Raw genomic sequence first — 24,678 nt, forward strand, 5'->3', positions numbered from 1 at the left:
GCTGCATCACCACTCGTAGGCGACGCTGAAATGGAAGCGGTGGTCACCGCGGGCGGTGTTGCCCACGGCTTTGAGGGGGTACGCCCATTGCAGGGCGGCATCGAGACCGTTGAAGCCTTTGAGGCGCAAGCCCAGGCCCAGACTGGCCAGGGTGAAGCGGCTGGTGGCCGTGATGGGTTCGAGCACGCGCACGGTGCCCGCGTCCACAAAGGCAATGGCGTGCAGGTCGGTCACCGCTTCACCCAGTGAGGGGAAGCGGCCCTTGAAGTTGGGCGACTTGCCCTCCAGCGACACCGCCAGACCGGTCTCGCCCAACGCGGCCGACTCCAGGTAGCCACGCACCGTGTCCACACCGCCGATGGCGAACTGCTCGTTGGAGATGAGCGGCTGCCCGGCCACTTGCCAGGTGGTTCGCACTGCCACGCCGTAGTTGTTGGTCAGCGTGCGTTCCTGCGAAGCATTGCCACGCAGGTAGGCATAGGACGGCCGGCCCTTGAAGCGTTTGTCGGCAAATTCCTGCTCGTCGCTGCCCAGGCCCTGCACGTTGAAGTTGAACGAAATACCCAGGCGCGAAGTGCGCTGCTCGGCGAGCCAGGTGCTGTCCCAGCCGACGGTGAATGGCGTGTACTTGATCGGCGTGTTGAAGCCACCGCTGCCGATGAGGTTGACCGACTGGTCGAAGTCCTTGACGTCCACGCCGAACGAAGCGCTGTGGAAGAACGAATCGCTGCCCGGCAAGGGCACGATGTAGCGCGCGCCCAGGATGGTGCCGCGGCCGACCACGTTGAGCGTGCCCACGGCCGACACGTCGGAGTCGGACTTGACGCCATAGAGCGCGAGAAACTCACCCCCCGCCAGCGGAATGGTGTAGTTGACCGAAAACACCTGGCTCTCGCTGGGGTTGCTGGGCGCGGTTTGCAGGCTCAGGCCAATGCTGTGTTGTTTGCCCCAGAGGTTGTCGTAGCGCACGCTGGCGTTGAGCCGGGTGCGCGACGTGTCGGGGCTGTAACGGTCGTTCAGCTCCACACTGCCATGCAGCGGCAGCTTGTCCTGCACCTTCAGGTCCACCTCCACCGTGCCGGGTGTCTTGCCCGGGCGCAGCACGGGCGTGACGCGCCGGTCGGCGTTGCGGTTGAGCGCGGTCAACTCGGTCTGCATGTCTTGAAAGTTGGGCACATTGCCCTCGGCCAGCTCGGGCGCACCGGCGCGGATGGCGCCCTGGTCGAAGTAGCGCGACTCCACCACCCGCAGGCGGTCCACCGGCGCTTCGGTCACGGCCAGGCGCACCACGCCTTCGTTCACCCGCTGCTGCGGAATCGTCACCAGCACGGTGAGGTAGCCCACACCGTGGTAGGCCTTCTCCAGCGCCTCGCGCGCTTTCTCCACGTCGGCCAGGCTCTTCTTTTCGCCAAGATGGGGATAGACCGCCTTCTCCACCGCCAGCGCGGGAATCAGCGTGGTGCCTTCCACGCGGTATTCGAAGATGTCGAACTGCGTCTCCTGGGCGTGTGCACCACAACCCACACACACCAGCAGCGCCACCACCCAACGCGACACACACCCATCCATTGCAAAGCGCTTCATCATTTCAAGAGGTCTCGCCACAGCCACACACAGGGCTTCATGAAAACGAAAAACCACCCCCTGTTGAAAGGGGGTGGATGGACGAAGATCCCAACCCGGCTGGCCCCTGCCAGTCCGGGTGTGACGGTCATTACTCGGCCAGAACCTGCGGTGCGCAGAAGTTGCCGTTGCGCGTGCCCTTGTGCACTTGCGTCGGGAAGGCGGCGAAGGTCGAACCCAGAGCCGGGTTGTTGGCCTGGAAGATGCCGCGGGTGTTCAGGGCGGTCGGGTCGGAGAAGGTGTCCTTCAGCTTCGTGAAGAAGGTGTTGAAGGCCGAACCGTTGGGCCACAGCATCTGCAGCTCAGGCGACACGGGGTACTGGCCACGGATCGTGCTGATGCGCTGGTTGGCATCCTGAACCCAACCGTCGGCTGCACCACCACTGGCCACGTCTTCGGCGCTACCGACGGCGGTCTGGTAGGCGTTCGGCGACACGCCGTCGATCTTGATGTACTTCCAGCCAGCAGCTGGTGCGTTCTCCAGCGAGATCCAGCCGATGGCGTACTTGCCCAGGGCCGCATCGGCCACGTTGTTCGGGTTGTTGCCAGCGTTGCGACGGATCACGCAGTTGCGTGCGTCGCCCGTGCCGGAGCCTTCGAACAGGGCGAAGGCGCCACCGAAGTCGTCGTAGTTGCCGGTGACGGCGTTGGCTGGTGAGGCAAACACCACAGCTGTTGGGTTCGCCAGATCAACCCGCTTGGGTGCAACGAAGCCGTTGGTCGGGTTCGCCGAGGCGCAGGGGTTGTTCAGGAAGAACGCGTTCGACACGGCCTGGGTGCCCGAGGTTTCCACGCGGCGGCACAGGTTGACCGGGTTGGCATCGCCGGTGAGGGCGCCGTTGTTCACGTAGGCAAAATTGTTGCCGTCGATGATGGCGGTGTACTCTTCCTTGGTGATGCTGGGCTGCGCCGCGCCGGGGGTGTAGTCACCCACGACCACGGTGCTGGCCAGGCGACCTTCGGTCTTCTGCTTGGTCTGCATGGCCTTGTACAGCTCTTCGCTCACCATCACGCCAAAACCCTGGCCGGCAAAACCGCCGAAAGCCTGGGTGGAGCCCAAAGGGGGCACGGGAATGCTCAGGGCGCCGGTGCTGGCCGAACCGACCCACACGTTGGTGTCCACATCGGTCAGGCCGGCATTGGGCTTGATCGGGGTGGTCGTGTCCAGCGTGCAGTCGGTCGCGTTGCAGCTGTTGATGTTGGCCCAGCGCAGCAGGTTGGTCTGGCTGATGACGGGACCCACGCCGGCAAAGGAGCCGTCGGTGTCGCGCTTGACCAGGGCAAACGGGCCAGCGAACTGGGCACCCGCCACACCACTGGTGGTGCAGACGAACACGCGGCCGTCGGACGTGCCGCCACCGATGGTGAGGGTGCGCACGTTGGCGGCGCCACCGGTGCACAGCTTGGCCATCACGGCGGTGAGGGAACCGGTCAGGGCGGAAGCGCCCGACATGAACATGGTGTTGGCCACGGGCACGCCGAACTGCGACAGCAGGCTGGCCGAAGCGGGCGCGGAAGCCAGGGCGGCGACGGCGGCCACGGCAAAGGAGATGTTGCTGAGTTTCATGGTGGTGAATTCCAGTAGATGAAAGGAGATGCGTCCGGCTCAGGCCTGGCGGCGGCGGCGGGCGATGGTGCCCATGAGGCCCAGACCGGCCAGCAGCAGGGCGTAGGTCTCGGGTTCCGGCACCGGAGCGGCGGACGAATAGATCAGCTGGTTCTGCAGCGTGTCGAACGACCAGCTGCCGGCGTACTTGGTCACGGTGGCGGCGTTGGCGGCGGTCGAGCTGGTGTTGGACAGGTAGAAGAAGTTCAGCGGGTTGGAGGCGGAGCCAGGGCTGGTGAAGGACACGGCACCCTTCCAGTTGTCACCACTGCCGTTCTGGAAGCTCACGTTCGTTGCGTCACCGGCGTCGTACATGTTGGCGCCCGCAGCGGCAGAGCCGTGCGTGCTGTTGGTGGCATCGGCATTGGCGGCGGTCGTGTACGCGTCAACGTTGTCCATGGCAAATACTTGGCCATTCGATGCTGTAAGCGAAGCGGCAGACGAGGTCGAAAGGTAACGATTGGCACCTGCACCAGCAAAGCTCAGCGGGAAGCCATCCATGGCCTTGACGTCGAACACCAGGTCGGAAGCCGAAGCCACGGCCGGCGTTTCGAACATGTTGAAGATGCCGCCGTAGTTGATGGCTTGCACCTGAGCGGCCAGGCCGGTCAGGGTCGTGCTCAGGTCGGTGAAGCTGCCGGCACCGTCCAGGTCCCACACCAGCTTGATGCCCAGGGCCGAAGGGGCCACGGCAGCGTAGAACTGGTCCAAGCGCAGGCCCAGGTCGACCGTGAAGGAGGCAGAGCTGGCGGCGCTGTAGAAGCTGCCAAAAAGGTCGCCAGAGGTAGCGGTGTTGTCGTTGCTGTCGGCGATCGCTGCGTTAGCAGCGCCGGAAGCGGCCATCATGGCGGCCAGGGCGATGAATTTGAGTTTCATGAGTGATTCCAATCTGAAGTGAAGTAACAAGGAAGGGGGGAACTTTTCGCCGGTTGCAGCTCCAAGCCATCGGCTGCACAGAAGGAACTGTAGAAATCCAACGTTGCACCGCGTTGGGGCAGTTCCCGGGTCCGCGTAGTCCGTTCAGGTAGTGAAATCCGTCACGAAACGGATTCGGGCCCTGCGCCCTTCCCCCTGCTTGCTTCCTTGCTTCCTCGCCTCAGTTCAGATCGCTGTGCGCCATCAGGCGCAGCGTGGCGCTCTTGCCCACCGCTTGGGCGCGGTTGTTCACGTTGAGCTTGCGCATCACCTTCTGCAGGTGGTTCTTCACCGTGGGTGGGCTGATGCCCAGGATCTGGCCGATCTCCATGTTGGTCTTGCCGTTCTTCACCCAGTGCAACACCTGAATCTCGCGCTTGGACAACAGGGTGACCGGCGTCATGTCGGCGCAGCTGCCGCCGCTCTCGCGCATGCGCATGCGGTGCAAGGCCAGGTGCAGGTGGGGCATGAGCAACTCCAGCAGGTAGGCATCGCGCTGGTTGGGCACGTGGTCCATGCCGGCGAACACGAAGAAGCTGCCGTGTTCACCCTGCAACTCGCGCACGCCGTGCACCGCCACATGGTTGAAGCCGCAGTGCTTGAGCTCGCTGATGAGCTGGCGCCGGCCGACCTGGTCACCCCCTTCGCTGCTGAGCAGGCGCGGCATGCGTCCACCGCGGATCCAGTCGTCCACCAGACGCGGCAACAGGCCATCGGTGGCATCGGTCACCTGGGCCTCGATGCGTTCACTGGTGACGCCGTTGGAGAACGACTCCACCCGGAACCGCATGCGCTCGATGTCGCCGTGGGCACACCACAGGGCTTCGTGTGCGATGAAGCCCTGCAGCGCCCCCTGGGCCCACAGAAAGAATTGCGAACGGGTCTGGACTTCCAGCGCCCGCTCCATGGTCATGAGCAAGTGCTCCAGATCGCTGGCGTTCAGTCGAACAAACGATGAGGTGGTGTTCATGGGGATCCTGCTGTGACGGGTGAGATGTCGGAAGGGGCGGTGGCGGGCGGCTCGGCCACGAACACCCACTGGCTGTAGGCGGTGGTGCCGCTCAAGCTCGCGTCGCGCGGCTCGTGCACATGGCGCAGCGGCTCGCCCTCGTGGCGGGTGTGCACGCCGGTGATGCGCCCACCGGGTTTGACCAGCACCCAGTCGGTGCTGTTGGTCATGGGGTCGCGCCAGAGGCGGCGCAGGTGCGGCACGGGCTTGGGAAAGCGCTTGTCCTGCAGCAGGTCATCGAGCGTGGCGGGTGTGTTGGGCGAACCCTCGGGGCTGCGGTCGCGGTACGAGGCCAGGGCCAGTCGGAACTGGTGGCCCACGAAGAGCAACTGCGCCTCTTTCTCGCGCTGGGCCGCGGTGTGCCACACCTGGCCCGCGCTGGCCAGCGAGATGCCCATGGCCGCCAGGGCAAACAGCACCATGAGGTACCCGAAGCCCTGCTGCTGGCGACGGCCAACAGGCGGGCGATCACCACTGGTCATAGGTCTTGCCCTCCTCTTGCGCGCCGCTGCGCAAGTCCCACACGCCGCTGGTGACCTCGGTGGAATCCCCCTGCAGGCGGCTGGGCGGCGGCAGCAGGGCCCAGGTGTCGTTGCGGTCGGTGATCGGATCGGTGGGCAGGCTGCGCAGGTAGCGCTTGTCCACCAGCTCCTCCAGCGTGGCGGGGTAGCGGTCGTTGTCGGCGTGGTACTTGTCGATGGCGTCTCGCGTGACGGCCAGCGTCTGGCGCAACGCGGTTTCCCTGGCGTGCTCCAGGTGGGCGAAGTAGCGTGGCGTGACGATGGTCAACAGCGTGGCCACGATGGCCATGACCACCATGAGCTCGATGAGGGTGAATCCGCGCAGCCGTCTCATGGTCACCATTGCCGGTAGGGTTCGCCGTTGAGGCCGGTGCGCCCGGAGCGCGAGTACACGTCGTACACGTCTTCACCTTCGGCGGGCGCATCGGGCGGGCTGCTGTAGGCGCGCAGGCCCCAGGTGTCGGCCGCGTTCAGGTTGCGGTCGGCGTTGAACGGATCGCGCGGCAGGCGGCGCAGGAAATAGATGCGCGCGGTCGTGGGACTCTTGGCATCGGGCACCCCCTCAACCAGCTCGCCGAGGGTGCGCGGGTAACCACTGCCCCCCGTGCGGGCCAACACCCGGCCCTCGTCGGTGGCGCGTTTGTGCGCATCGAGTGCACCGCGGATCTGGCGCAGTGCGGTGCGCAGCTCGTGTTCTTTGGCCCGCTGCACGCTCAGCTCCACCAGCGGCACCGCCACCGAGGCCAGGATGGCCACGATGGCCACCGTGACCACCAGTTCAATGAGCGTGAAGCCACGGGCCTGGTGCTTCATGGCGCCTGACCTGCCGGGCGGGCGGGCGCCAGTGGCGCAACCGGTGTGAGCGTGACCGACGACGCTGGCGCACCGGCCGCCGCCGGTGCCGCCGGCACCGTGGGCGGCTGCGCGGCGGGCACGGCTGCAGCACCGTCCGCGCCGGGCGCAGGATTGACTTCGGCTGGCGCGTCGGGCGTGGCATCGGGTGCGACGGGGGTGTCGGGAGACCGGGCCGCGGGCAAGGCACCGGGCGGGCGCGGCAACGGACGCGCGCCCGCGCCGCCGCTGGACATCGACAGGCTGCGCGGCACGGTGCGCTTGAGCTGTATCGGCGGCGCGCCCACGTCGGCTTCGGAACCGGCGGGCTCGTTGAAGGCGTTGGCGTCGGGCCGGGCCACGTTGCGCACGATGCGCGGTGTGATCAGCAGAACGATCTCGGTTTTGCTGTTGTTGTCCCGGGTGCTGGAGAACAGCCGTCCCAAGGTCGGGATGTCGCCCAGCCCGGGCAGGCGGTTGGCGCTGCTGCGCTCTTCGTCGCTGATCAACCCCGCCAGCACTTGGGTCTCGCCGTCGCGCAGGCGCAGCACCGTGGCCGCGCTGCGGGTGCCGATCTGGTAGGCCAGGGAGCCAGCGGGGCCGGTGACTTCGCGGGTCACGGAGCTCACTTCCATCTGCACTTTGATGCCGACCTCATCGTCCAGGTACACGTTGGGCTCCACGTCCAGCTTCAGACCCACATCCAGATAGGACACCGAAGCCGACACGCCCACGTTGGCGGTGGAGGTGGTGGTAAAGACCGGCAGCTTGTCGCCGATGTGGATCTTGGCTTTCTCGCGGTTCTTCACGCGGATGCGCGGGTTGGCCAGGGTGTTGCCGTCGCCCGCTTCGCTCCGCAGGTTCAGCGTCAGCGCCGGGTTCGACACGAACGACGTGAGGCCGTTGCGGTTGCGCAGGTCAACAAAGCCCTGGGCCAGTGTGCCGCCCAGCGTGGTGTTGCTCTGCGTCACGCCGTTGTTGACGATGGTGGTGTTCAGATCGGGCTGCAACCGGCCGTAGCCGATCTGGTCGGGGAAGCGAAGGCCGAGCTCCTGCAAACGGCTGCGGGTGACTTCGAGCACTTCGACGTCCAGCATCACCTCGGGCTCGGCCATGTCGAGCGATTCGATCAGTTTCTCCGCCAGCCGCACCGCGTCGGCGGTGTCCTTGATGATCACCAGGTTGAGCTTCTCGTCGATGAAGATGTCCTTGGTCTTCACCAGCGTGCGGATCATCGCCTGCGCCTGCTTCACGTCGGCATTGGCGAGAAAGAAGCTGCGGGTGACCAGCTCCTTGTAGTCCCGCGCCTTGGCTGGCGTGTTGGGATAGATCATCAAGGTGTTGTCATTGAGCAGCTTGCGTTCGAGCTGGTTGGTGGTGAGCACCAGCTCGATGACTTCTTCAATGCTGGCATCGCGCACGAAGATGGTGACGCGGGTGTCGGAGCGCACGTCCTTGTCGAACACGAAGTTCACGCCCGAGGTGCGGGCGATCACGTCGAACACCGACTTGATCTGCACCTCGCGAAAGTCCAGCGTGATGGGCTTGGACAGCGCGGCGGTCAGGGCGTTCGGCGGTGCGTCGGGGCGTGGTGCATCGGCGCGCAGGCGGGCCAGCAGGCGGCGCGCTTCGGCCTGGGTGGGCGCCACCGACAACACCTCGCGCAACACACGTTCGGCGGCCGCGCTGTCGCCCTTGGCGAGCAGGCCGCGGGCCTGGGTCATTCGGGCAGCCACGCGGCGCTCGTTCTCCAGCGCGATCATGCCGTCGCGCACGCGCGGGTTGTTGCCATCGAGCCTGTTGGCGCGCTCGTAGAGCGTCTGTGCCTCGTCCAGTCGGCTCTGCAGTCGCTCGGTCTCGGCCAGGGCCACGAGCTGGGCCGACACCCGGTCGCGCTGGCGGAAATACAGGGCGCGCAGCTCGGTGTTGTTGGCCGATTCGCGCACACCCGCTTCCAGGCGCTGCACGCTTTCATCGAGCCGCCCCGCATCCAGCAGCGCCTGGCTCTCGCGGATGGCGGGGTGGGTGGCGCAGCCCGCGCACACGCACAGGATCAGCATGGCCGCCATGCGGCTGGAGATGAACAGGGGATTCAAGGATTGCTTCCAAACAGCAGGCGCTGTGTTTCGTTCAAGGGCAGGTAGGTCAGGCGCATGCCCAGCGGGGTGATTTCATCAACGCGGTAGTTGGACAGCAGGTCGCCCTGGCGCACCACGCGCGGTTGCTGTTGGGCTCCCTCGGCCAGAAACGCGATCACGCGGCCGTCTTCTTCCATGCGTCCCAGGTAGCGGTAAGGCAACTCGGGGGCGCGCGGTGGGGGCGCCGGAGCCGCCACCGCGGGCGGTGGTGGGGGCGGCTTCCAGCTTTGTGCGGCAAAGAGGTTGCCGCCGTCGCGCGCCATGCGTTGAGGTTCGTTGGCGTCGCGTTCCGCGGGCTCGCGGCCCACGGCGACATCCAACGCTGTGTTCGGTGCGGCAGCCCCGCCCGGTGCGGCCGTCCGACCCGATGGAGCGGCGCGTTGTGGCGCGGCCAACATCTCGTCTGCGGCCTCGTCAACGCTCGCGGCGTACCAGGTGGCCACCAGTGTGAGCACCAGCGCCCCGCCCAGCATGAGTGATCGGCGGCTGGCCATCAGGGCACCCTGAGGTAGAAGGACCAGCGCACCCGCGCCTGCACCTGGGTCTCACCCACGGCATTGCGCTTGAGGCTGATTTCGTCGAGTGCCATCGATGGCAACTCGTTGAGCACATCGGCCATCCAGGCCCGCAGATCGGGGTAACTGCCATCGGCCGGCAGGGTGATCTGGTAACGCTGCAGGCGGCCACCGGACTCGGGCACCAGACGGTACTCGCCGCTGGCCAGCACCACACCGTGTTCGGCCGCGCTGCGGTGCATGTGCCGCACCGCTTGAAGCGCGGCCGGTGCCTGCGGCAAGCGGGCCTCGAACTCGGCCAGTCGGGTGGCCTGGTCGGCCTGAGGGTCGGGCTGGCGGGCCTGGCGCTCGCGCTGCTCGGCCTGCGACTGTTGCAGGGCGCGCGTCTGCGCACGGGCACCATCGGCGCCGAAGTGGGCGAGCGGCCAGGTGAGCGCCATCAGCAGCAGCCCCAGCAACGCGGGCCAGCCGTGGCGGTGCAGCAAGAACAACAGGTGGCTCATGGGTGAGGCTTTCACGAGGCCCCTCCCCAGGCCATGTCCAGCGAAAAGCGGATCACCGGCACACCGTCTTGCAGGATCACTTCGTGCGAGCCCAGCACGACCGAACTGCTCAATGGCGAGCGGCGCAGGCTCTCGAGATAGGCGATCACCTCGGGCATGGTCCTGGCCTCCCCGGTGATGCGCAACTGGCGCGAAGCGCCCTGCGCTTCGATGCCCAGCAGGGCAATGCCCGGATCGGCCAGTTGTTCCAGTTCCCTGAGCAGGCGTCCCCAGGGCGGGGCGACCGCGGCGCCCACGCGCGCGCTGGCCGTCAGCACGCCAGAGGCCGGCGCCGGTGCGGTGCTGCGGGGTCTTGTCTTGGCGCTGCGCGCCTGGCGCTCGGCCCGGTCCAGCGTGGACTGCAGTTCTTCGCGCGCCTGCGCGTAATCCAGCGCCGCCAGCGCCATGCCGACCACGCCCACCAGCATGAGCGCCCAGCCCAACAGGGAAGCCGGTGGACGGCGCCTCAGAAAGTCAATGCGCAGAGCTTGCATGTCTAGATTCCCCAGGCCATGCGCTCGACCCCCGAGGGCCCGCCACCTTCGGCCGCGAGCCACACCACGCCCGCCTCGCGGCGATCGCCTGCTCCACCACCGCAGCCCACCAGGTACACCGGAGGAGCCTTGTCGAGCTCGATGCCGCTGGCCAGCTGGATCTGGGCCTGCAACGCCGGCAGCAAGCTGCGCCAGCCGGACGCGGAGGGCTGGGCGTGACGCGCCGATCGAAGTCCCCGCCAGACACCACGGTGCAGCAGGCCCAGCGTCAGGCTGCCGGGTTCGATCACGCCAAACCAGGCCACCTGATGGCCCAGGCTGCCGCGCCAACGGTCAAAGGCCGCAGAAAAGTAAGGCACCACGCTCGACACCTTGGTCTGGCCAATGCTGCCCAAGGCCTGCAGCTCCGCCAGCAGGGCTTCGTCGATCGCGCAGGCGGGCAGCGCACGCCCGGGCAGAGGCTCGGTGTGGACCACGCGCCAGCTGTCAGCCGCCGCGCCGAAGGTGGCGCGGAAACGAAGATGCACATAGGCCTCCAGCTCCTGCGGTCGCGTCAGCTGCGGCTGCCACTCGAGCAGTTGCCAGCGCACCAGCTGGCTGCTCAGAAACACACGCAGGTGGGCACGCTGCAAACCCCGTTCTCGCAGCCAGCCAGACAGCGCGGCCACAGCGGGCTGCCAGGCCGGCGCCTGAGGCGCGGCCAGCGGCAGGTTCAGCACCTCGGCCTTGAGCCCGGCCTTGCTGCGGCGTCCGTCAGCGCCGCCGATCACCAGACAGTTTTCCAGCAGGGCCACCTGCAGCTGCGTACGTTCAGCGAACAACACGGTTGAGCTCCTGCAGAGTGGTTTCGCCCTGACGCACCAGGTCCAGGCCAACGTCGCGCAACACGCGCGTGCCCTTGCGGTGGGCGGCCTCCTTGATCCGGCGAACAGGTTCCTTGGTGACGATCATTTCGCGCAGCTCGTCGTCCAGCATCAGCACCTCGGCCACCGCCTTGCGCCCCTTGAAGCCGGTGCCGCGACAGCTCGCGCAGCCCCGTCCGGCCATGAAGCGGAAACCGCTCACCTCGCCCAGCCCACTCTCGGCCAGCAGCTCGGCCGAGGGCGTGTCGTGCACCGCGCAATCGGGGCAGTTCACCCGCACCAGACGCTGCGCCACGATGCCATTGAGAGCGGCGACCAGGCTGTAGGGATCCACCCCCATGTGGGTGAAGCGGCCCAGCACGTCGAACACGTTGTTGGCGTGCACGGTGGTGAGCACCAGGTGTCCGGTGAGCGCGGCCTGCACCGCGATCTGCGCGGTCTCGCCGTCGCGGATCTCGCCCACCATGATCTTGTCGGGGTCGTGGCGCAGGATCGAGCGCAGGCCGCGCGCGAACGTGAGGCCCTTCTTCTCGTTGACCGGAATCTGCAGCACGCCCGTGAGCTGGTATTCAACCGGGTCTTCGATGGTGACGATCTTGTCGTGCCCATGGTTGATCTCGTTGATCGCGGCGTACAGGGTGGTGGTCTTTCCGCTGCCGGTGGGGCCGGTGGCCAGCAACATGCCGTAGGGCTCCTGACACAGCGCCCGCAAGGCACGCATGGTTTGTGGATCGAAGCCGAGCGCCTCCAGCCGCAAGCCCGTCACCTGGTCCGACAGGCGCTCCTTGTCGAGCACGCGCAACACGGCGTCCTCGCCGTGGATGCTGGGCATGATGGAGACGCGGATGTCGATGTCCCTGCCGAGGGCGGCCACCTTGAAGCGGCCATCCTGGGGCACGCGGCGCTCGGCGATGTCGAGCTCGGCCATCACCTTGATGCGCGAGATCACCTGCTCGGCGTTCTCGCTGCCGTGGATGCCACCCACGCTGGCCAGCACGCCGTCGATGCGGTACTTGATGTAGATGCCACCACCGGCGGTCTCCAGGTGGATGTCGCTCGCCCCCGACTTGAGCGCGTCGTACAGCGTGGAGTTGACCAGCCGCACGACCGGGCTCGCGTCCTCGCTGATGCTGCGCAAGGAAATGTCTTCGCCCTCGGTGGCGCCCGCGGCCTGCTGCATCGGGGCCAGGCTGTCCATCGCGCGAAGGCTGTCCTCGTGGCGCGCCAGGTAGGCCGCGATGTCGGCGCGGTGAGCCAGTCGCAACTGCTTGGGTTGGCGCACGCGCTCTTCGGCCCAGGCCAGCAGATCGGTGTTGAAGGGGTCGGCCATCACCAGCACCAGATCCCCCTCGGTGCCATCGGCCGCGGGCTCTGCGCGCATGAGCAGGCATTCGCGCTGCAAGGCATCGCCATAGGGCAACAGGTCAAAGGCGGGCTGCAGCGCGTGCAGTTCGTCCATGCCCAGCGCGGGTACGCCGGCGGTCGCGGCGAGCCGGGCGAGCCAGCCGCCGGGCAGACCCTGCTGGCCCTCATGGCCCTCCAGCCAGGCGATCAGACTCAAACCTTCGGTCAGCGCGGCGGCGCGCGCCTGTTGCAGCTCGGCCACCGAAAACGCCTGCGCCAGATGCTGCATTTCGCGCGGCGCGTTCATTGCACGCTCTCCGCGAGCTGGAAGATGGGCAAGTACATGAGCACCACGATCGCGCCAATCACCAGGCCCATGATCAACATCAGCGCCGGCCCCAGCAAGCGCGTGGCCCAGTCGGCCCAGCGAGACAGCTCTTCGTCGTGGAAGGCGGCGGCTCGCTCCATCATCTCGCCCATGTTGCCGGTGCGTTCACCCACCCGAAGCATGCGCAACGAGACGGCCGTGCTCAGGCCCTGGGCCTCGAAGGCCTGCGACATGGGCTGCCCTTCGCGGATGCGGCTGGTGGCCGCCGTCAACCGGGGCTGCAGCGCGGGCGACAGAAGACCACTCACCATGTCGAGCGCAGGAACGATGGCAATGCCGCCGCGCAACAGCATGCCCAGCGTGCGGTACAGACGGGCCAGCTGGAACACACGCATGCGCTCACCCACCGCGGGAATGCGCCAGAGCTGCCCCATCAGGCGCAGGCCGAGCCAGCGGCCACCGCCCATGGCGAGTGCGGCCACCAACGCCGCCATGAGACCCAGCAGCACGGGCCAGTGTTGCTCGACCGCCTGACCCCACTGCAGCATGAGCCGCGACATGAAGGGCAGCTTGTCGCCCATGTCTTCATAGATGTGCGAGAAGCGCGGCACCACATAACCCATGAGGAACAGGATCACGAGGGAGCTCACACCGATCAGCATGGCGGGGTAGATGGCGGCACTCACCAGCTTGCCGCGCAAGGTTTCGAGCTGGTTGCCGTAGGCGATGTAGCGCGCGAGCGCCTCGCCCAGATCGCTGGTGCGCTCACTGGCGCGCACCGTGGCAATGAAGAGCGGTGGGAAAGTTTGCGGCATGGCCTGCAACGAACTGGAGAAGGTGTGGCCTTCGCGCAGACTCGTCAACAGTCGCTGCAACACCGCGCGCACAGGCAGGCGGTTCTCCTTTTCCGCCAGCGTCTCCACCGCTTCCACGATGCTCACGCCCGAACTCAGCAGGGACAGCAGCTCCTGACTGAACAGCAACAGGGGGAACTCGCTGCGTCCTCCACCCGTTCCCAGCCGGGTCTCACGGGTCAGGGAGACCACCGACTGGCCCAGTGCCTGCACCTGACGGCGCGCGTCGTCCAGCGTGGGCGCCTCGATGCTGCTCACGGTCACGGACAAGTCGGCCTGCAAGGCCTTGACGCGGTAGCGCATGGCTACCAGCTCACCAGGTCTTCGGCTTCGCCGGTGCCACCGGGCTGACGGTCCTTGCCATAGGACGACAGGTCGTACTCGCCCTGCTCTCCCGGCGAACGGTAGATGTAGGCCAGACCCCAGGGATCCACCGGCACACCCTTCTGAAGGTAAGGACCCGACCACTTGCCGGCATCGGCAGGACGCTCGTTCAGCACCGCCAGGCCTTCCTCGCTGGTCGGATACCGGCCCATGTCGATCCGGTACTGGTCAAGCGCCTTGCCCAGTGCATCGATCTGGGCGCGCGCCGTCTTGACTTCGGACTTTCCGATCTGCGCAAAAAACCGGGGGCCGACAAAGCCCGCGAGCAGGCCGATGATGACCATGACGACCAGCAATTCAAGCAGCGTGAATCCACGCGACCGCGGGATGCGGTGGGCAGGTTTTCGAAACATGAGGAGAACTCCGCGACAGTGATGCTTGCAAGGGGCCTTGCGGTCACACGACTTTAGGAAGGCCATGTGAAGGGCGGGTTACACCGGGACGTTGGGATACCTGAATTCGATGGCCTTACCTCTTTTTGATCCAAACGGACCATACAAAGTGAAACCATCCACAGCAAAGTTGAAACAGTTCGCCAGGCTCGCGATCAGGACACGGTCAGGACACGGTCAGGCTGTACCCGCTGCCCCGCACCGTGCGTATCACCTGGTCCAGACCAGCGGGCAACAGCGCGTTGCGCAAGCGACTGATGTGAACGTCGACCGTCCGGTCGTCACCCACGAAGTCCGCGCCCCACACGTGATCGAGCAGCTGGCTTCGGCTGTACACGCGGTCGGTGTGCGTGATGAGGAAGTGGAGCAAGCGGAACTCGGTGCTGCCCAGCGCCAACGGCAAACCTTTTGCGATCACGGTCTTCGCTGCGGGGTCCAGCACCAGACCGCCGATGCGCACCACGTCCACCGTGACTTGCGGCACCCGGCGGCGCAGGATCACGGCCACGCGCGCAATGAGCTCGCGCGGCGAGAACGGCTTGGTGATGTAGTCGTCGGCGCCCACCTCCAGACCGGAAATCTTGTCGCGCTCTTCAATGCGGGCGGACAACATGATGATGGGGATGTCCCGCGTGCGGGTCTCCGAGCGCAGCATGCGTGTGAGTTCCACGCCCGACATGCCCGGCAACATCCAGTCCAGCAACAGCAGGTCGGGCAACGAGCGCTGCATCATCTCGCGGGCCTGCTCGGCATCCGGTGCGCAGCGCACGAAGTGCCCGGCGCGTGTGAGGTTGATGGCGATGAGCTCCTGTATGTGCGGCTCGTCTTCGACGACAAGAATTTGAGCGGCCATGTTTCATCCATCAATTAATTGCTTACATCCTAGTAGCACGCAGTGACGGTTTGATTGCAGCTCCGCGCGCTTTGGACTTTGCCCAGTCACACATCTGACGTACTTGCTCCCTAGACTCGCGGTCTTCTCATTCATCCGGTGTTCGCGTCACATGAAGCTCCTCAACTTCAACTGCCTTTTGGTCGCGACGGGCATGGCGATGGTCTCGCTGAGCGCCATCGCTCAGGACATCACCGGCGCAGGCGCCACCTTTCCCGCACCGGCGTATGCCAAGTGGGCCGACGCCTACAAAGGCGCTGCCGAGGTCAAGGTGAACTACCAGGCCATCGGCTCCAGTGGCGGCATTCGACAGATCGATGGACGCACCGTGGACTTCGGTGCCACGGACGCGCCGTTGAAGGACGACGAACTCGCCCGCAAAGGTCAGATCCAGTTTCCAACCCTCATCGGTGGCGTGGTTCCGGTGGTGAACCTGCGGGGCATCAACCCCGGTCAGCTTCGCCTCACCGGCGCCATCCTCGGTGACATCTACCTCGGCAAAGTCACCCGCTGGAGCGACCCCGCCATCCAGGCCCTCAACCCGCAACTCCCCCTGCCCGACACCACCATCACGCCGGTGTTTCGCTCGGACGGCTCCGGCACTTCCTTCATCTTCACCAACTACCTCGGCAAGGTGAACGCCGAGTGGAAAACGCGCATCGGTGAAGGCACCCAGGTGGGTTGGCCCACGGGCACCGGCGGTCGTGGCAACGTGGGCGTGGCCGCCGTCGTCTCGCGCACCCCCAACGCGATCGGCTACGTGGAGTACGCCTACGTGAAGCAGGCCAAGCTGAATTACGCCCTGCTGCAAAACGCATCGGGCGCCTTCGTGGCACCGGGCACCGTTGCGTTCCGGGCCGCCAGCACCGGCGTGGACTGGACCACATCCCATTCACACATGCTGACCCAGCAACCCGCCGCCGAGGCCTGGCCCATCACCGGCGCCACCTTCGTGCTGATGTATGCGAAGCCCGACAACGTGGCCCACGCCGCTCAGGCCCTGCGCTTCTTCCACTGGGGCATGACCAAGGGAGAAACCATGACGACCGATCTGGGCTACGCGGCCCTGCCCAAGTCCGTGGTGGATTCGGTCGAGTCGCTGTGGGCCCGGGTGCGGGATCCCTCAGGCAAGTCTGTTGCCTACAAATAGTCCAGCGCCCCGCGCGTCCCTTTCTTTCTTAGAGCTCGACATGAATCACTTCAAACGCACCCCCATGGTCACCCTGTTGCAGACGACCGTGCTGGCCTTGTCACTGTCCGTTGGCCTGAGCGCCTGCGGCAGCCAGGAAGACGGCACCAAGGCCACGCAGGTGGCTGCCAAGGTGGGCTCCAGCGAAATCTCGGTGCACCAGATCAACCAGGTTCTCAGCCGAACGCCCGTGGGCAATGCATCCAAGGACGAGGTCCAGGCGGCCAGCCGCCAGGTGCTCGAACGCCTGATCGACCAGCAGCTGGCGGTGGACCAGGCCACCGAAAGCAAGCTGCACCGCTCGCCCGACGTGGTGGCCCAGCTGGAAGCGGCGCGCCGTGAGGTGCTGGCCCGCGCCTTCCTTCAACAACTCACCGCCACCGTGGCCAAGCCCACCGCTGAAGACGTGACGCAGTACTACACCGCCAACCCGGCGCTGTTTGCCGAGCGGCGCATCTTCAACCTGCAGGAAATCCGCGTGCCCAAGGCCACCGGCGTGGTCGACGACCTGGTCAAGCTCGCCGAGAAGGCCCGCCCCATCGAAGAGGTGGCAGGCTTCCTGCGCACGCGCAACGTGCAGTTCGGCGGCGGCAGCGCCACCCGCTCCGCAGAGCAGATTCCACTGGAACTGCTGCCCCGCGTGCATGCCCTCAAGGACGGCCAGAGCACCGTGGTCCAGGCGGGCGACAGCGTGACCTTCCTGCGCATTGCCTCCTCGCAGCAGGTGCCAGTGAGTGAAGCCGTGGCCACGCCCGGCATCACCCAGTTCCTGGGAAACCGGCGCAACACCGAGGCGGTCACCAGCGAGATCAAACGCCTGCGTGAGACCACCACCATCACCTACCTCGGCGACTTTGAACGTGCCGCGGCCAAACCCTCCACCGGGCCACAAGGCCCGGGCGATGCCGGTGCAACAGCGCCCTCGTTGGTGGTGCCGCCGGCCAATGGCGACAAGCCCGCCGCCAGCCCCGAGCAAAGCGCCATCGAGCGTGGTCTGCAGGGCCTGAAGTGAACCCGGCGCTCATGAGCCTGCCGAGCAGGCTGCGGTCCCTCTTGTTGCTGGTGGCCTCGGCGTTTCTGTCGTTCGGTGCACAGGCGCAGACCGGGCCGGTGGACTATCCGCTCGCCGCCGGTGACACGGTGCGGGTGCAGGTGTTCCAGAACCCCGACCTCACGCTGGAAACCCGCATCACCGAAAGCGGCACCATTTCCTTTCCCCTCATCGGATCGATCCGCCTGGGCGGGCTGCCGGTCAGCGCGGCAGAGAAGAAGATCGCCGACGCGCTCAAGAGCGGAGGCTTCCTGCAAAACCCGCAGGTCACGCTGCTGCTGACCCAGATCCGCGGGAGTCAGGTGTCGGTGCTGGGTCAGGTGGGCAGGCCGGGCCGGTTTCCGCTGGAGACCGCCAGCACCCGCCTGAGCGACATGCTGGCCAACGCGGGCGGCACCGCCCCGGGTGGTGACGACGTGGTGATCGTGAGTGGTCAACGCGCGGGCAAGCCGTTTCGCAAGCTGGTCGATCTGCCGGCCCTCTTCCTGCGGGAGCGCAGCGAAGACGACATCGTGCTGCAGGGCGGCGATGTCGTCTACGTGCACCGCGCACCCGTCTTCTACGTGTATGGCGAAGCCCAGCGGCCGGGCTCGTTTCGCATCGAGCGATCCATGACCGTCATGCAGGCACTGGCCCTGGCGGGCGGTCCGACCGCGCGCGGCTCGCGCGACCGATTGCAACTGCACCGCCAGCAGGACGACGGCAGCGTGAGGCTACTCGCACCCCAGATGAACGACCTGGTGATGCCCAACGATGTGCTCTACGTCCGCGAGAGCCTCTTCTGAAGTCCGGTGCCTGAGACCTCCCCACCATGACACCCCACCAACTTCTGATCATCCTGCGTGCGCGCTGGCTCGTGGTGTTCGTCACCTTCGTGCTGGTTGCCGCCAGCACCGCCGCCGTGTCCCTGCTCTCCGACAAGCAATACACCGCCACCGCATCGGTGGTGCTCGACGTCAAGCCCGATCCGGTGAGCGGCACCATGGGCGGCATGGTGGCCACCGGCTACCTGGCCACCCAGGTCGACATCATCAAGAGCGACCGTGTGGCCAAGCGCGTGGTGAGCAATCTGCGCATGGACAGCAACCTCTCGGTGCAATCGCAATGGCGCGAAGCCACGGGCGGCCGGGGCCAGCTCATCGACTGGCTGGCCGGCCTGCTCAAGGGCAACCTCGATGTGAAGCCCTCGCGCGAAAGCAACGTGATCAACATCGAGTACGTGGGTGCCGACCCCGACTTCGCTGCCGCCGTGGCCAATGCATTCGCAAAAGCCTATGTGGACGTCAACCTCGAACTTCGGGTGGACCCCGCGCGCCAGTACGCCGGCTTCTTCGATGAGCAGACCAAGGCAGCGCGTTCGCGCCTGGAGACCGCGCAGAAAGCGCTGTCCGACTTCCAGCAGGCCAACGGCATCACGTCCAACGACGAGCGCGTGGACTACGAGACCGCCAAGCTCAACGAGACCAGCAGCCAGCTGACCTCGATCCAGGCCGCCACCACCGACAGCCGCAGCAAACGCGCGCGCGCCGACGGCAACACCGTGGCCGAGGTGATGCAAAGCCCCTTGATCAACGGACTGAAGTCGGACATCGCGCGGCTGGAAGCCAAGCTGATCGAAAGCGGCGTGAACCTGGGCAAGAACCATCCACAGACGCAGCGCGCCGAGTCCGAACTGGCCGCATTGAAGTCGCAACTCGAATCCGAGACCCGGCAGATCACCAGCTCCATCAACACCACCTACGAGGTGAACCGCCAGCGCGAAGGCCAGCTGCAAGCCGCCCTGGCCGCGCAGAAGTCGCGCGTGCTGTTGCTCAACCAGCAACGCGATGAAATCCGCGTGCTGCGCGGCGACATCGAGTCGGCCCAACGCGTGTTCGACTCGGTCAGCCTGCGCGCCTCACAAAGCAGTCTGGAGAGCCAGACCAGCCAGACCAACATCGCGGTGCTCAACCCCGCTGTGGCGCCCATGTTTCCGTCAGGACCCCGGGTCAAGCTCAACATCGCCATCGCCATGTTCCTGGGCGGCCTGCTCGGGGTGATGCTGGCGTTGTCGCTGGAGTTCACCAACCGGCGCGTGCGTTCGATGGACGACCTGCACGAGCTGCGCGACGTCATCCTGCTCGGCGCCATCAGCCCGGCCGGCGGCATGATGAAGCCGGCCACCGGAGGCCGTGCATGAACGCGCCGGACCGCCTGAAACCCCACGGCACCATTGGCGACCTGCTGGTGGCGCGTGGCGTGCTGCAGCCCGAGCACATCAACCGCATCATCGAACGCCAGCATGCGCACAACGAGCCCTTTGGCGAAGCGGCCATTGCACTGAACCTGCTGCAGCGCAGCGATCTCGACGCAGCCCTGTCGACGCAATTCAACTACGGCTACTTGCTCGACGGCGACACCCATCTCAGCCGCGAACTGGTCACCGCCTTCAAGCCGTTTTCCAGAGCGGCCGAAGAAATGCGGGCGCTTCGTGGCCAGATCATGCTGCGCTGGCTCAACGACGACCGCCGCCGCCGCGTGCTCTGCGTGGTCAGCCAGCGGCCGCAGGACGGCCGCAGCTTCATCGCGGCCAACCTGGCGGTCGTGTTCTCGCAGCAAGGCCAACGCACGCTGCTGATCGATGCCAACCTGCGCCAGCCGCGCCAGGACCAGTTGTTCCACACCGGCCACAGCGCCGGTCTGGCGGGCATCCTCGCGGGCCGCGCCGGGCTGGAGGTGATCGAAGCCGTGCCCGGCCTGCCGGGCCTGCGCGTGCTGCCGGCCGGCGCAACGCCGCCCAATCCTCAGGAACTGGTGGGCATGGCGAGCTTCGGGGAATTGCTGCAGACAGTGAGCCAGCAGTTCGATGTGGTGCTGATCGACACCCCGCCTTGCGAGCAATACGCCGACGCGGAGATCATCGCCGCGCGTGCCGGCGCCGCACTGGTGGTGGCGCGCAAGAACCGCAGCCCCATGCGCGGTGTGAGCGAACTCGCCCGCCGTTTGCAGGACACCGGCGTGGCCGTGGTCGGCTCCATCCTCAACCACCACTGAGCGTCAATGGCGCTCGACCTCCACATGTGCAGCCACCCATGCCCTGAGCTGCATGCGAACCGCGAGCACGACCGTGCCCAGCGCCGCACCCGCCGCGTCCGCCACCAGATCGTCGATCTCGGCGGTGCGCCCCGGCAGCCGCATCTGGCTGGCTTCATCAACCAGGCCCACCAGCAAGGCACCCGCAAAGCCGAACAGCATGGCGGACGGACCGTGGCGGCGGCTGGCGAAACCGATGGCACACGACAGCACCGCATACACGGCCATGTGGGCCAACTTGTCCCAGGGGGCCGGCACCAGACCGACCGCAAAGGGTTGTGCGCCGCCCACCCACAGCGCCAGCGGGATGCTCAAGGCCAGCAGCACGGCCAGCCAACGCGCAATGCGCTGAACGCGCCCCAGTGAGAAAACCATGACCGCCACCACCCCTGTTCCTGAAGCGACCAGCCCATCGATGGTGATGCGCCTGATGCCGTACCTGCCGATTATGGTGGGCCTGGCCCTGTTGTATCTACCCAGCCTGTACGACCTCTTCACCGGCATCTGGGCTCAGGACGAACAGTTCCATGGCCCGATCGTGCTGGCCATTTCGCTCTGGCTGCTGCAGCGCAACTGGGCCGCCATGGAGGTGGTCTCGCGCGGCGAACAGCCCAGTGCCTGGGGCTGGCCGCTGGTGGCGATCGCTCTGGTGCTGTATGCGCTGGGCCGCTCGCAGGGCATCGGCATCTTCGAGGTGGGATCGGTGATCTGGCTGCTCGCCGGGCTGTTGCTGCTGCTGCGCGGCACCACCGCGCTCAAGGCCCAGTGGTTCGCGCTGTTTTTCATGCTGTTCATGGTGCCTTTGCCCGCGCAGGTGGTTGATCTGGTGACCATGCCCATGAAGATGGCGGTGTCCTACGTGGCGGAGAACGTGCTGTACCTCGCGGGCTACCCGATCGGACGCAACGGGGTGGTGCTGCAGATCGGCCAGTACATGCTGCTGGTGGCCGACGCCTGTGCCGGCCTGCACACCTTGCTCACGCTCGAAGCGCTCGGTCTGCTCTACCTCAATCTGGTGCGGCGCGACTCGCTGTTTCGCAACGTTGCGCTCGCCATCCTGATCGTGCCGATCTCCTTCACCGCCAACGTGATCCGCGTGATGGCACTCAGCCTGATCACCTACCACTTCGGCAATGAAGCGGGCCAGGGCTTCCTGCACGGCTTTGCCGGCATGGTGCTCTTCCTCAGCGCGCTGCTGTTGATCATCTGCACCGACACCGCGCTCCAGTTCTTCGAAGGCCTGCGCAAGCGGACCAGCACCCAACCCCACGAGGCCTGAAACCCATGGTCTTCCCGCTCAAGAACCTCCTGCTGCTGGCCCTCATGGTGGCCTCTGCCGCACTGGCCGCGGCCATCCGCCCGACCGCGAGCCTGGCCGACGAACGACCCACCATCGATCTCGCCGCCATGGTGCCCGGCGCGTTTGGAGGCTGGAGGGAACAGTTCAACGTGGCCGTGCAGATCGTGGACCCGGAGCAGCAGGCCACCATCGAGGAGATCTACACGCAGACCCTCACGCGCAACTACGTCCACAGCGACGGCTACCGCGTGATGCTCTCCATTGCCTACGGCAAGAACCAGAGCGACAACCTTCAGCTGCACAAACCCGAGGTCTGCTACCCGGCGCAGGGCTTCAAGCTGGAGAAAGTCGAACGCGTGCCGCTCAACCTGCTCGATCAGTCCATCGCCACCACCCGCCTGGAAACCCACCTGGGGCAACGCTTCGAGCCCGTGACCTACTGGACGGTGGTGGGAGATCACATCACCACGACCGGTATCGACAAGAAGCTCACCGAGATGCGCTACGGCCTGCGCGGACGGGTGCCCGACGGCATGTTGGTTCGTGTGTCGTCGATCGACCGGGACAGCTCCCGAGCCCACCGCATCCAGGCCGAGTTTGCCGCCGCCATGGTGGCGGCCATTGCCCCTGAAAACCGCGCCCGATTCGCCGGCGTCAGTCCCACCAGCGGCGCTCGCGCCACCACCGCACCATGAAGAAAAAGACCGCACTCATCACCGGCATCACCGGTCAGGACGGCTCGTACCTGGCCGAACTGCTGCTCGACAAAGGCTACGAGGTGCACGGCATCAAACGCCGCTCCTCGTCGTTCAACACCGACCGCATCGACCACCTCTACCAGGACCCGCACGAGTCCGACCGGCGACTGGTGCTGCACTACGGCGACCTCACCGACAGCAGCAACCTGATCCGCATCATCGGGCAGGTGAAGCCGGACGAGCTCTACAACCTCGGCGCCATGAGCCACGTGGCGGTGAGCTTCGAGAGCCCCGAATACACCGCCGACGTGGACGCCACCGGCACGCTGCGCCTGCTCGAAGCCATCCGGTTGCTCGGCATGCAGAAAACCTGCCGCTTCTACCAGGCCTCCACCAGCGAACTGTATGGACTGGTACAGGAAACACCGCAGAAGGAAACCACGCCGTTCTACCCGCGCAGCCCCTACGCGGTGGCCAAGCTCTACGCCTACTGGATCACGGTGAACTACCGCGAGGCCTACGGCATGTACGCCTGCAACGGCATCCTGTTCAACCACGAAAGCCCGCAGCGCGGCGAAACCTTCGTCACCCGCAAGATCACTCGCGCCATCTCGCGCATTGCGCTGGGCCTGCAGAAATGCCTGTACCTCGGCAACATGAGCGCGCTGCGCGACTGGGGCCACGCCAAGGACTACGTGGAAATGCAGTGGCTCATGCTGCAACAGGACAAGCCGGAAGACTACGTGATCGCCACCGGCGTGCAGTACAGCGTGCGCCAGTTCGTGGAACTCGCCGCGCTCGAACTCGGCTTCACACTGGACTGGATCGGTGAAGGCAGCGACGAAGCCGGTGTGGTGGCGGCCGTGCACCGCAAAGATTTGCGCGTGCAGGTGGGCGACGTGGTGGTTCGGGTGGACCCACGCTACTACCGCCCCACCGAAGTGGATACCCTGCTGGGCGATGCGAGCAAGGCGCGCACCCAGCTCGGCTGGACGCCCAAGATCACCCTGCCCCAGCTGGTGCAGGAGATGGTGCAGTCCGACTACCGCATGGCCCGGCGCGACGCCATGGTCAAGCTGGCCGGCTTTCCGGCTTTCGAGTTTCACGAGTGAGCCGCGCCATGCACACCGACACCCGGATTTACGTGGCGGGTCACCGCGGCCTGGTGGGCTCTGCCATCGTTCGCCAGCTGCGCGCTGCCGGCCACGACAACCTGCTGCTGCGCACCCATGCCGAACTGGACCTGACCGACGGGAACGCCACGCGCGATTTTTTCGCGCAAGAGCGACCCGAGTGCGTGTTCCTCGCGGCCGCCCGCGTGGGTGGCATCCAGGCCAACCAGCGCTACCCTGCCGACTTCGTGCGGGACAACCTGCTGATCCAGACCAACGTGATCCACGAGGCCTGGCGCGCCGGTGTGCAGCGCCTGCTGTTCCTCGGATCGAGCTGCATCTACCCGCGCCTGGCACCGCAGCCCATGCAGGAGAGTGATCTGCTCACCGGGCCACTGGAGCCGACCAACCGGCCCTACGCCCTGGCCAAGATCGCGGGCATCGAGATGTGCTGGAGCTACAACCGCCAGCACGGCACGCGTTTCCTGGCGGCCATGCCCACCAACCTCTACGGCCCGGGTGACAACCACGACCTTGACAACAGCCACGTCATCCCGGCGCTGCTGCGCAAGTTTCACGAGGCGCGGGTGCTCGGTCGCTCCAGCGTCACGGTGTGGGGCAGCGGTGAGCCGCGCCGCGAGTTCATGCACAGCGACGACATGGCCGGCGCCTGTGTCTTCCTCATGAACCTGCCCGAAACCACCTTCGACGCACTGCTCGGCAGTGACGAAGCCATCACCGGCCGATTCGAGCCCCCGCTCATCAACGTCGGCGTGGGCCATGACATCAGCATCCGCGAACTGGCCGAGACCGTGCGTGAGGTCACCGGCTACCAGGGCGAGATCGTCTACGACCGCAGCAAGCCCGACGGCACGCCGCGCAAGCTGATGGATGTGTCCTGCCTCAACGCGCTGGGCTTCCAGGCCAGCGTCTCCCTGCGGGAAGGCCTGCGCCGCACACTCGCGGACGCGCCCTACGCGTGCGCGCAGGCCAGCCCCGCATGAA

At 66.2% G+C, this 24,678-nt stretch carries 26 protein-coding genes; 9 read left to right on the top strand and 17 right to left on the bottom strand.

What is annotated here, in order from left to right:
* Positions 1 to 6 precede the first annotated feature (6 nt).
* From IV113_RS03480 to phoB, 16 genes are all read right to left on the bottom strand, one after another.
* Positions 7 to 1,584, bottom strand: coding sequence for a ShlB/FhaC/HecB family hemolysin secretion/activation protein (locus tag IV113_RS03480; RefSeq protein ID WP_291080837.1), 1,578 nt, complete (start codon positions 1,582 to 1,584; stop codon positions 7 to 9).
* Positions 1,585 to 1,714: 130 nt separating this feature from the next.
* Positions 1,715 to 3,190: a hypothetical protein gene (locus tag IV113_RS03485; RefSeq protein ID WP_291080839.1), complete on the bottom strand. Its 1,476-nt coding sequence runs from the start codon at positions 3,188 to 3,190 to the stop codon at positions 1,715 to 1,717.
* A 39-nt stretch (positions 3,191 to 3,229) separates the two neighbouring features.
* Positions 3,230 to 4,105 carry a PEP-CTERM sorting domain-containing protein gene (locus IV113_RS03490; protein ID WP_291080841.1) on the bottom strand — a complete coding sequence of 292 codons (876 nt, stop codon included), beginning with the start codon at positions 4,103 to 4,105 and terminating at the stop codon, positions 3,230 to 3,232.
* 220 nt (positions 4,106 to 4,325) lie between these two features.
* The gene (epsA, locus tag IV113_RS03495) at positions 4,326 to 5,114 is read right to left on the bottom strand and encodes an XrtB/PEP-CTERM-associated transcriptional regulator EpsA (protein WP_291080843.1); all 789 of its coding nucleotides are present in this window, start codon (positions 5,112 to 5,114) and stop codon (positions 4,326 to 4,328) included.
* Entirely contained in the window at positions 5,111 to 5,635 is a 525-nt protein-coding gene (locus tag IV113_RS03500; RefSeq protein WP_291080845.1) for a type II secretion system protein, read from the bottom strand. Before IV113_RS03500 ends, epsA begins: the two co-directional genes overlap by 4 nt.
* On the bottom strand, positions 5,622 to 6,017 hold the full coding sequence (locus IV113_RS03505; protein ID WP_291080847.1) for a prepilin-type N-terminal cleavage/methylation domain-containing protein: 396 nt from the start codon (positions 6,015 to 6,017) through the stop codon (positions 5,622 to 5,624). Before IV113_RS03505 ends, IV113_RS03500 begins: the two co-directional genes overlap by 14 nt.
* Positions 6,011 to 6,487: a type II secretion system protein gene (locus IV113_RS03510; RefSeq protein WP_291080849.1), complete on the bottom strand. Its 477-nt coding sequence runs from the start codon at positions 6,485 to 6,487 to the stop codon at positions 6,011 to 6,013. The genes IV113_RS03505 and IV113_RS03510 overlap by 7 nt, the downstream gene beginning before the upstream one ends.
* Positions 6,484 to 8,601 carry a secretin N-terminal domain-containing protein gene (locus IV113_RS03515; protein ID WP_291080851.1) on the bottom strand — a complete coding sequence of 706 codons (2,118 nt, stop codon included), beginning with the start codon at positions 8,599 to 8,601 and terminating at the stop codon, positions 6,484 to 6,486. The genes IV113_RS03510 and IV113_RS03515 overlap by 4 nt, the downstream gene beginning before the upstream one ends.
* Positions 8,598 to 9,137 carry a hypothetical protein gene (locus IV113_RS03520; RefSeq protein ID WP_291080853.1) on the bottom strand — a complete coding sequence of 180 codons (540 nt, stop codon included), beginning with the start codon at positions 9,135 to 9,137 and terminating at the stop codon, positions 8,598 to 8,600. Before IV113_RS03520 ends, IV113_RS03515 begins: the two co-directional genes overlap by 4 nt.
* On the bottom strand, positions 9,137 to 9,661 hold the full coding sequence (locus IV113_RS03525) for a GspMb/PilO family protein (RefSeq protein ID WP_291080855.1): 525 nt from the start codon (positions 9,659 to 9,661) through the stop codon (positions 9,137 to 9,139). Before IV113_RS03525 ends, IV113_RS03520 begins: the two co-directional genes overlap by 1 nt.
* A gap of 11 nt (positions 9,662 to 9,672) precedes the next feature.
* Positions 9,673 to 10,194 carry a PilN domain-containing protein gene (locus tag IV113_RS03530; protein WP_291080857.1) on the bottom strand — a complete coding sequence of 174 codons (522 nt, stop codon included), beginning with the start codon at positions 10,192 to 10,194 and terminating at the stop codon, positions 9,673 to 9,675.
* A gap of 2 nt (positions 10,195 to 10,196) precedes the next feature.
* Complete coding sequence (locus IV113_RS03535; RefSeq protein WP_291080859.1) at positions 10,197 to 11,018, bottom strand: hypothetical protein; 822 nt, start codon at positions 11,016 to 11,018, stop codon at positions 10,197 to 10,199.
* The gene (locus tag IV113_RS03540) at positions 11,005 to 12,708 is read right to left on the bottom strand and encodes a GspE/PulE family protein (protein WP_291080860.1); all 1,704 of its coding nucleotides are present in this window, start codon (positions 12,706 to 12,708) and stop codon (positions 11,005 to 11,007) included. The genes IV113_RS03535 and IV113_RS03540 overlap by 14 nt, the downstream gene beginning before the upstream one ends.
* Entirely contained in the window at positions 12,705 to 13,886 is a 1,182-nt protein-coding gene (locus IV113_RS03545; protein ID WP_291080861.1) for a type II secretion system F family protein, read from the bottom strand. The genes IV113_RS03540 and IV113_RS03545 overlap by 4 nt, the downstream gene beginning before the upstream one ends.
* 2 nt (positions 13,887 to 13,888) lie before the next feature.
* On the bottom strand, positions 13,889 to 14,320 hold the full coding sequence (gene gspG / locus IV113_RS03550) for a type II secretion system major pseudopilin GspG (RefSeq protein WP_291080862.1): 432 nt from the start codon (positions 14,318 to 14,320) through the stop codon (positions 13,889 to 13,891).
* A gap of 205 nt (positions 14,321 to 14,525) precedes the next feature.
* Positions 14,526 to 15,212, bottom strand: a complete 687-nt coding sequence (phoB, locus tag IV113_RS03555) for a phosphate regulon transcriptional regulator PhoB (protein ID WP_291080863.1) — start codon at positions 15,210 to 15,212, stop codon at positions 14,526 to 14,528.
* 151 nt (positions 15,213 to 15,363) lie between these two features.
* Here phoB and pstS point away from each other — a divergent pair, with 151 nt between their 5' ends.
* The 5 genes from pstS to epsG are packed head-to-tail and all read left to right on the top strand — an operon-like array spanning position 15,364 to position 20,524.
* The gene (gene pstS, locus IV113_RS03560) at positions 15,364 to 16,401 is read left to right on the top strand and encodes a phosphate ABC transporter substrate-binding protein PstS (protein WP_291080864.1); all 1,038 of its coding nucleotides are present in this window, start codon (positions 15,364 to 15,366) and stop codon (positions 16,399 to 16,401) included.
* 40 nt (positions 16,402 to 16,441) lie between these two features.
* Complete coding sequence (locus tag IV113_RS03565) at positions 16,442 to 17,452, top strand: EpsD family peptidyl-prolyl cis-trans isomerase (RefSeq protein ID WP_291080865.1); 1,011 nt, start codon at positions 16,442 to 16,444, stop codon at positions 17,450 to 17,452.
* Positions 17,449 to 18,276: a polysaccharide export protein EpsE gene (gene epsE, locus IV113_RS03570; protein ID WP_291080866.1), complete on the top strand. Its 828-nt coding sequence runs from the start codon at positions 17,449 to 17,451 to the stop codon at positions 18,274 to 18,276. Before IV113_RS03565 ends, epsE begins: the two co-directional genes overlap by 4 nt.
* A gap of 26 nt (positions 18,277 to 18,302) precedes the next feature.
* Positions 18,303 to 19,670, top strand: a complete 1,368-nt coding sequence (gene epsF, locus IV113_RS03575) for a chain length determinant protein EpsF (protein ID WP_291080867.1) — start codon at positions 18,303 to 18,305, stop codon at positions 19,668 to 19,670.
* The gene (gene epsG, locus IV113_RS03580; RefSeq protein ID WP_291080868.1) at positions 19,667 to 20,524 is read left to right on the top strand and encodes a chain length determinant protein tyrosine kinase EpsG; all 858 of its coding nucleotides are present in this window, start codon (positions 19,667 to 19,669) and stop codon (positions 20,522 to 20,524) included. Before epsF ends, epsG begins: the two co-directional genes overlap by 4 nt.
* A 3-nt stretch (positions 20,525 to 20,527) precedes the next feature.
* Here epsG and IV113_RS03585 read toward each other — a convergent pair whose 3' ends face one another.
* Complete coding sequence (locus IV113_RS03585; protein WP_291080869.1) at positions 20,528 to 20,938, bottom strand: VanZ family protein; 411 nt, start codon at positions 20,936 to 20,938, stop codon at positions 20,528 to 20,530.
* On the opposite strand from IV113_RS03585, the gene xrtB reads away from it, so the two are divergent.
* Genes xrtB through IV113_RS03605 form a run of 4 tightly spaced genes read left to right on the top strand, consistent with a single transcriptional unit; the run spans position 20,937 to position 24,677 of the window.
* The gene (xrtB, locus tag IV113_RS03590) at positions 20,937 to 21,842 is read left to right on the top strand and encodes an exosortase B (RefSeq protein ID WP_291080870.1); all 906 of its coding nucleotides are present in this window, start codon (positions 20,937 to 20,939) and stop codon (positions 21,840 to 21,842) included. The genes IV113_RS03585 and xrtB overlap by 2 nt on opposite strands.
* Positions 21,843 to 21,847: 5 nt before the next feature.
* Positions 21,848 to 22,558, top strand: a complete 711-nt coding sequence (gene epsI, locus IV113_RS03595) for an exosortase-associated protein EpsI, B-type (protein ID WP_291080871.1) — start codon at positions 21,848 to 21,850, stop codon at positions 22,556 to 22,558.
* Complete coding sequence (gmd, locus tag IV113_RS03600; protein WP_291080872.1) at positions 22,555 to 23,673, top strand: GDP-mannose 4,6-dehydratase; 1,119 nt, start codon at positions 22,555 to 22,557, stop codon at positions 23,671 to 23,673. The genes epsI and gmd overlap by 4 nt, the downstream gene beginning before the upstream one ends.
* An 8-nt stretch (positions 23,674 to 23,681) precedes the next feature.
* On the top strand, positions 23,682 to 24,677 hold the full coding sequence (locus IV113_RS03605) for a GDP-L-fucose synthase (protein WP_291080873.1): 996 nt from the start codon (positions 23,682 to 23,684) through the stop codon (positions 24,675 to 24,677).
* Position 24,678: the final 1 nt, after the last annotated feature.

The organism is Hydrogenophaga sp. (assembly GCF_018780385.1).
Classification (GTDB): domain Bacteria; phylum Pseudomonadota; class Gammaproteobacteria; order Burkholderiales; family Burkholderiaceae_C; genus Hydrogenophaga.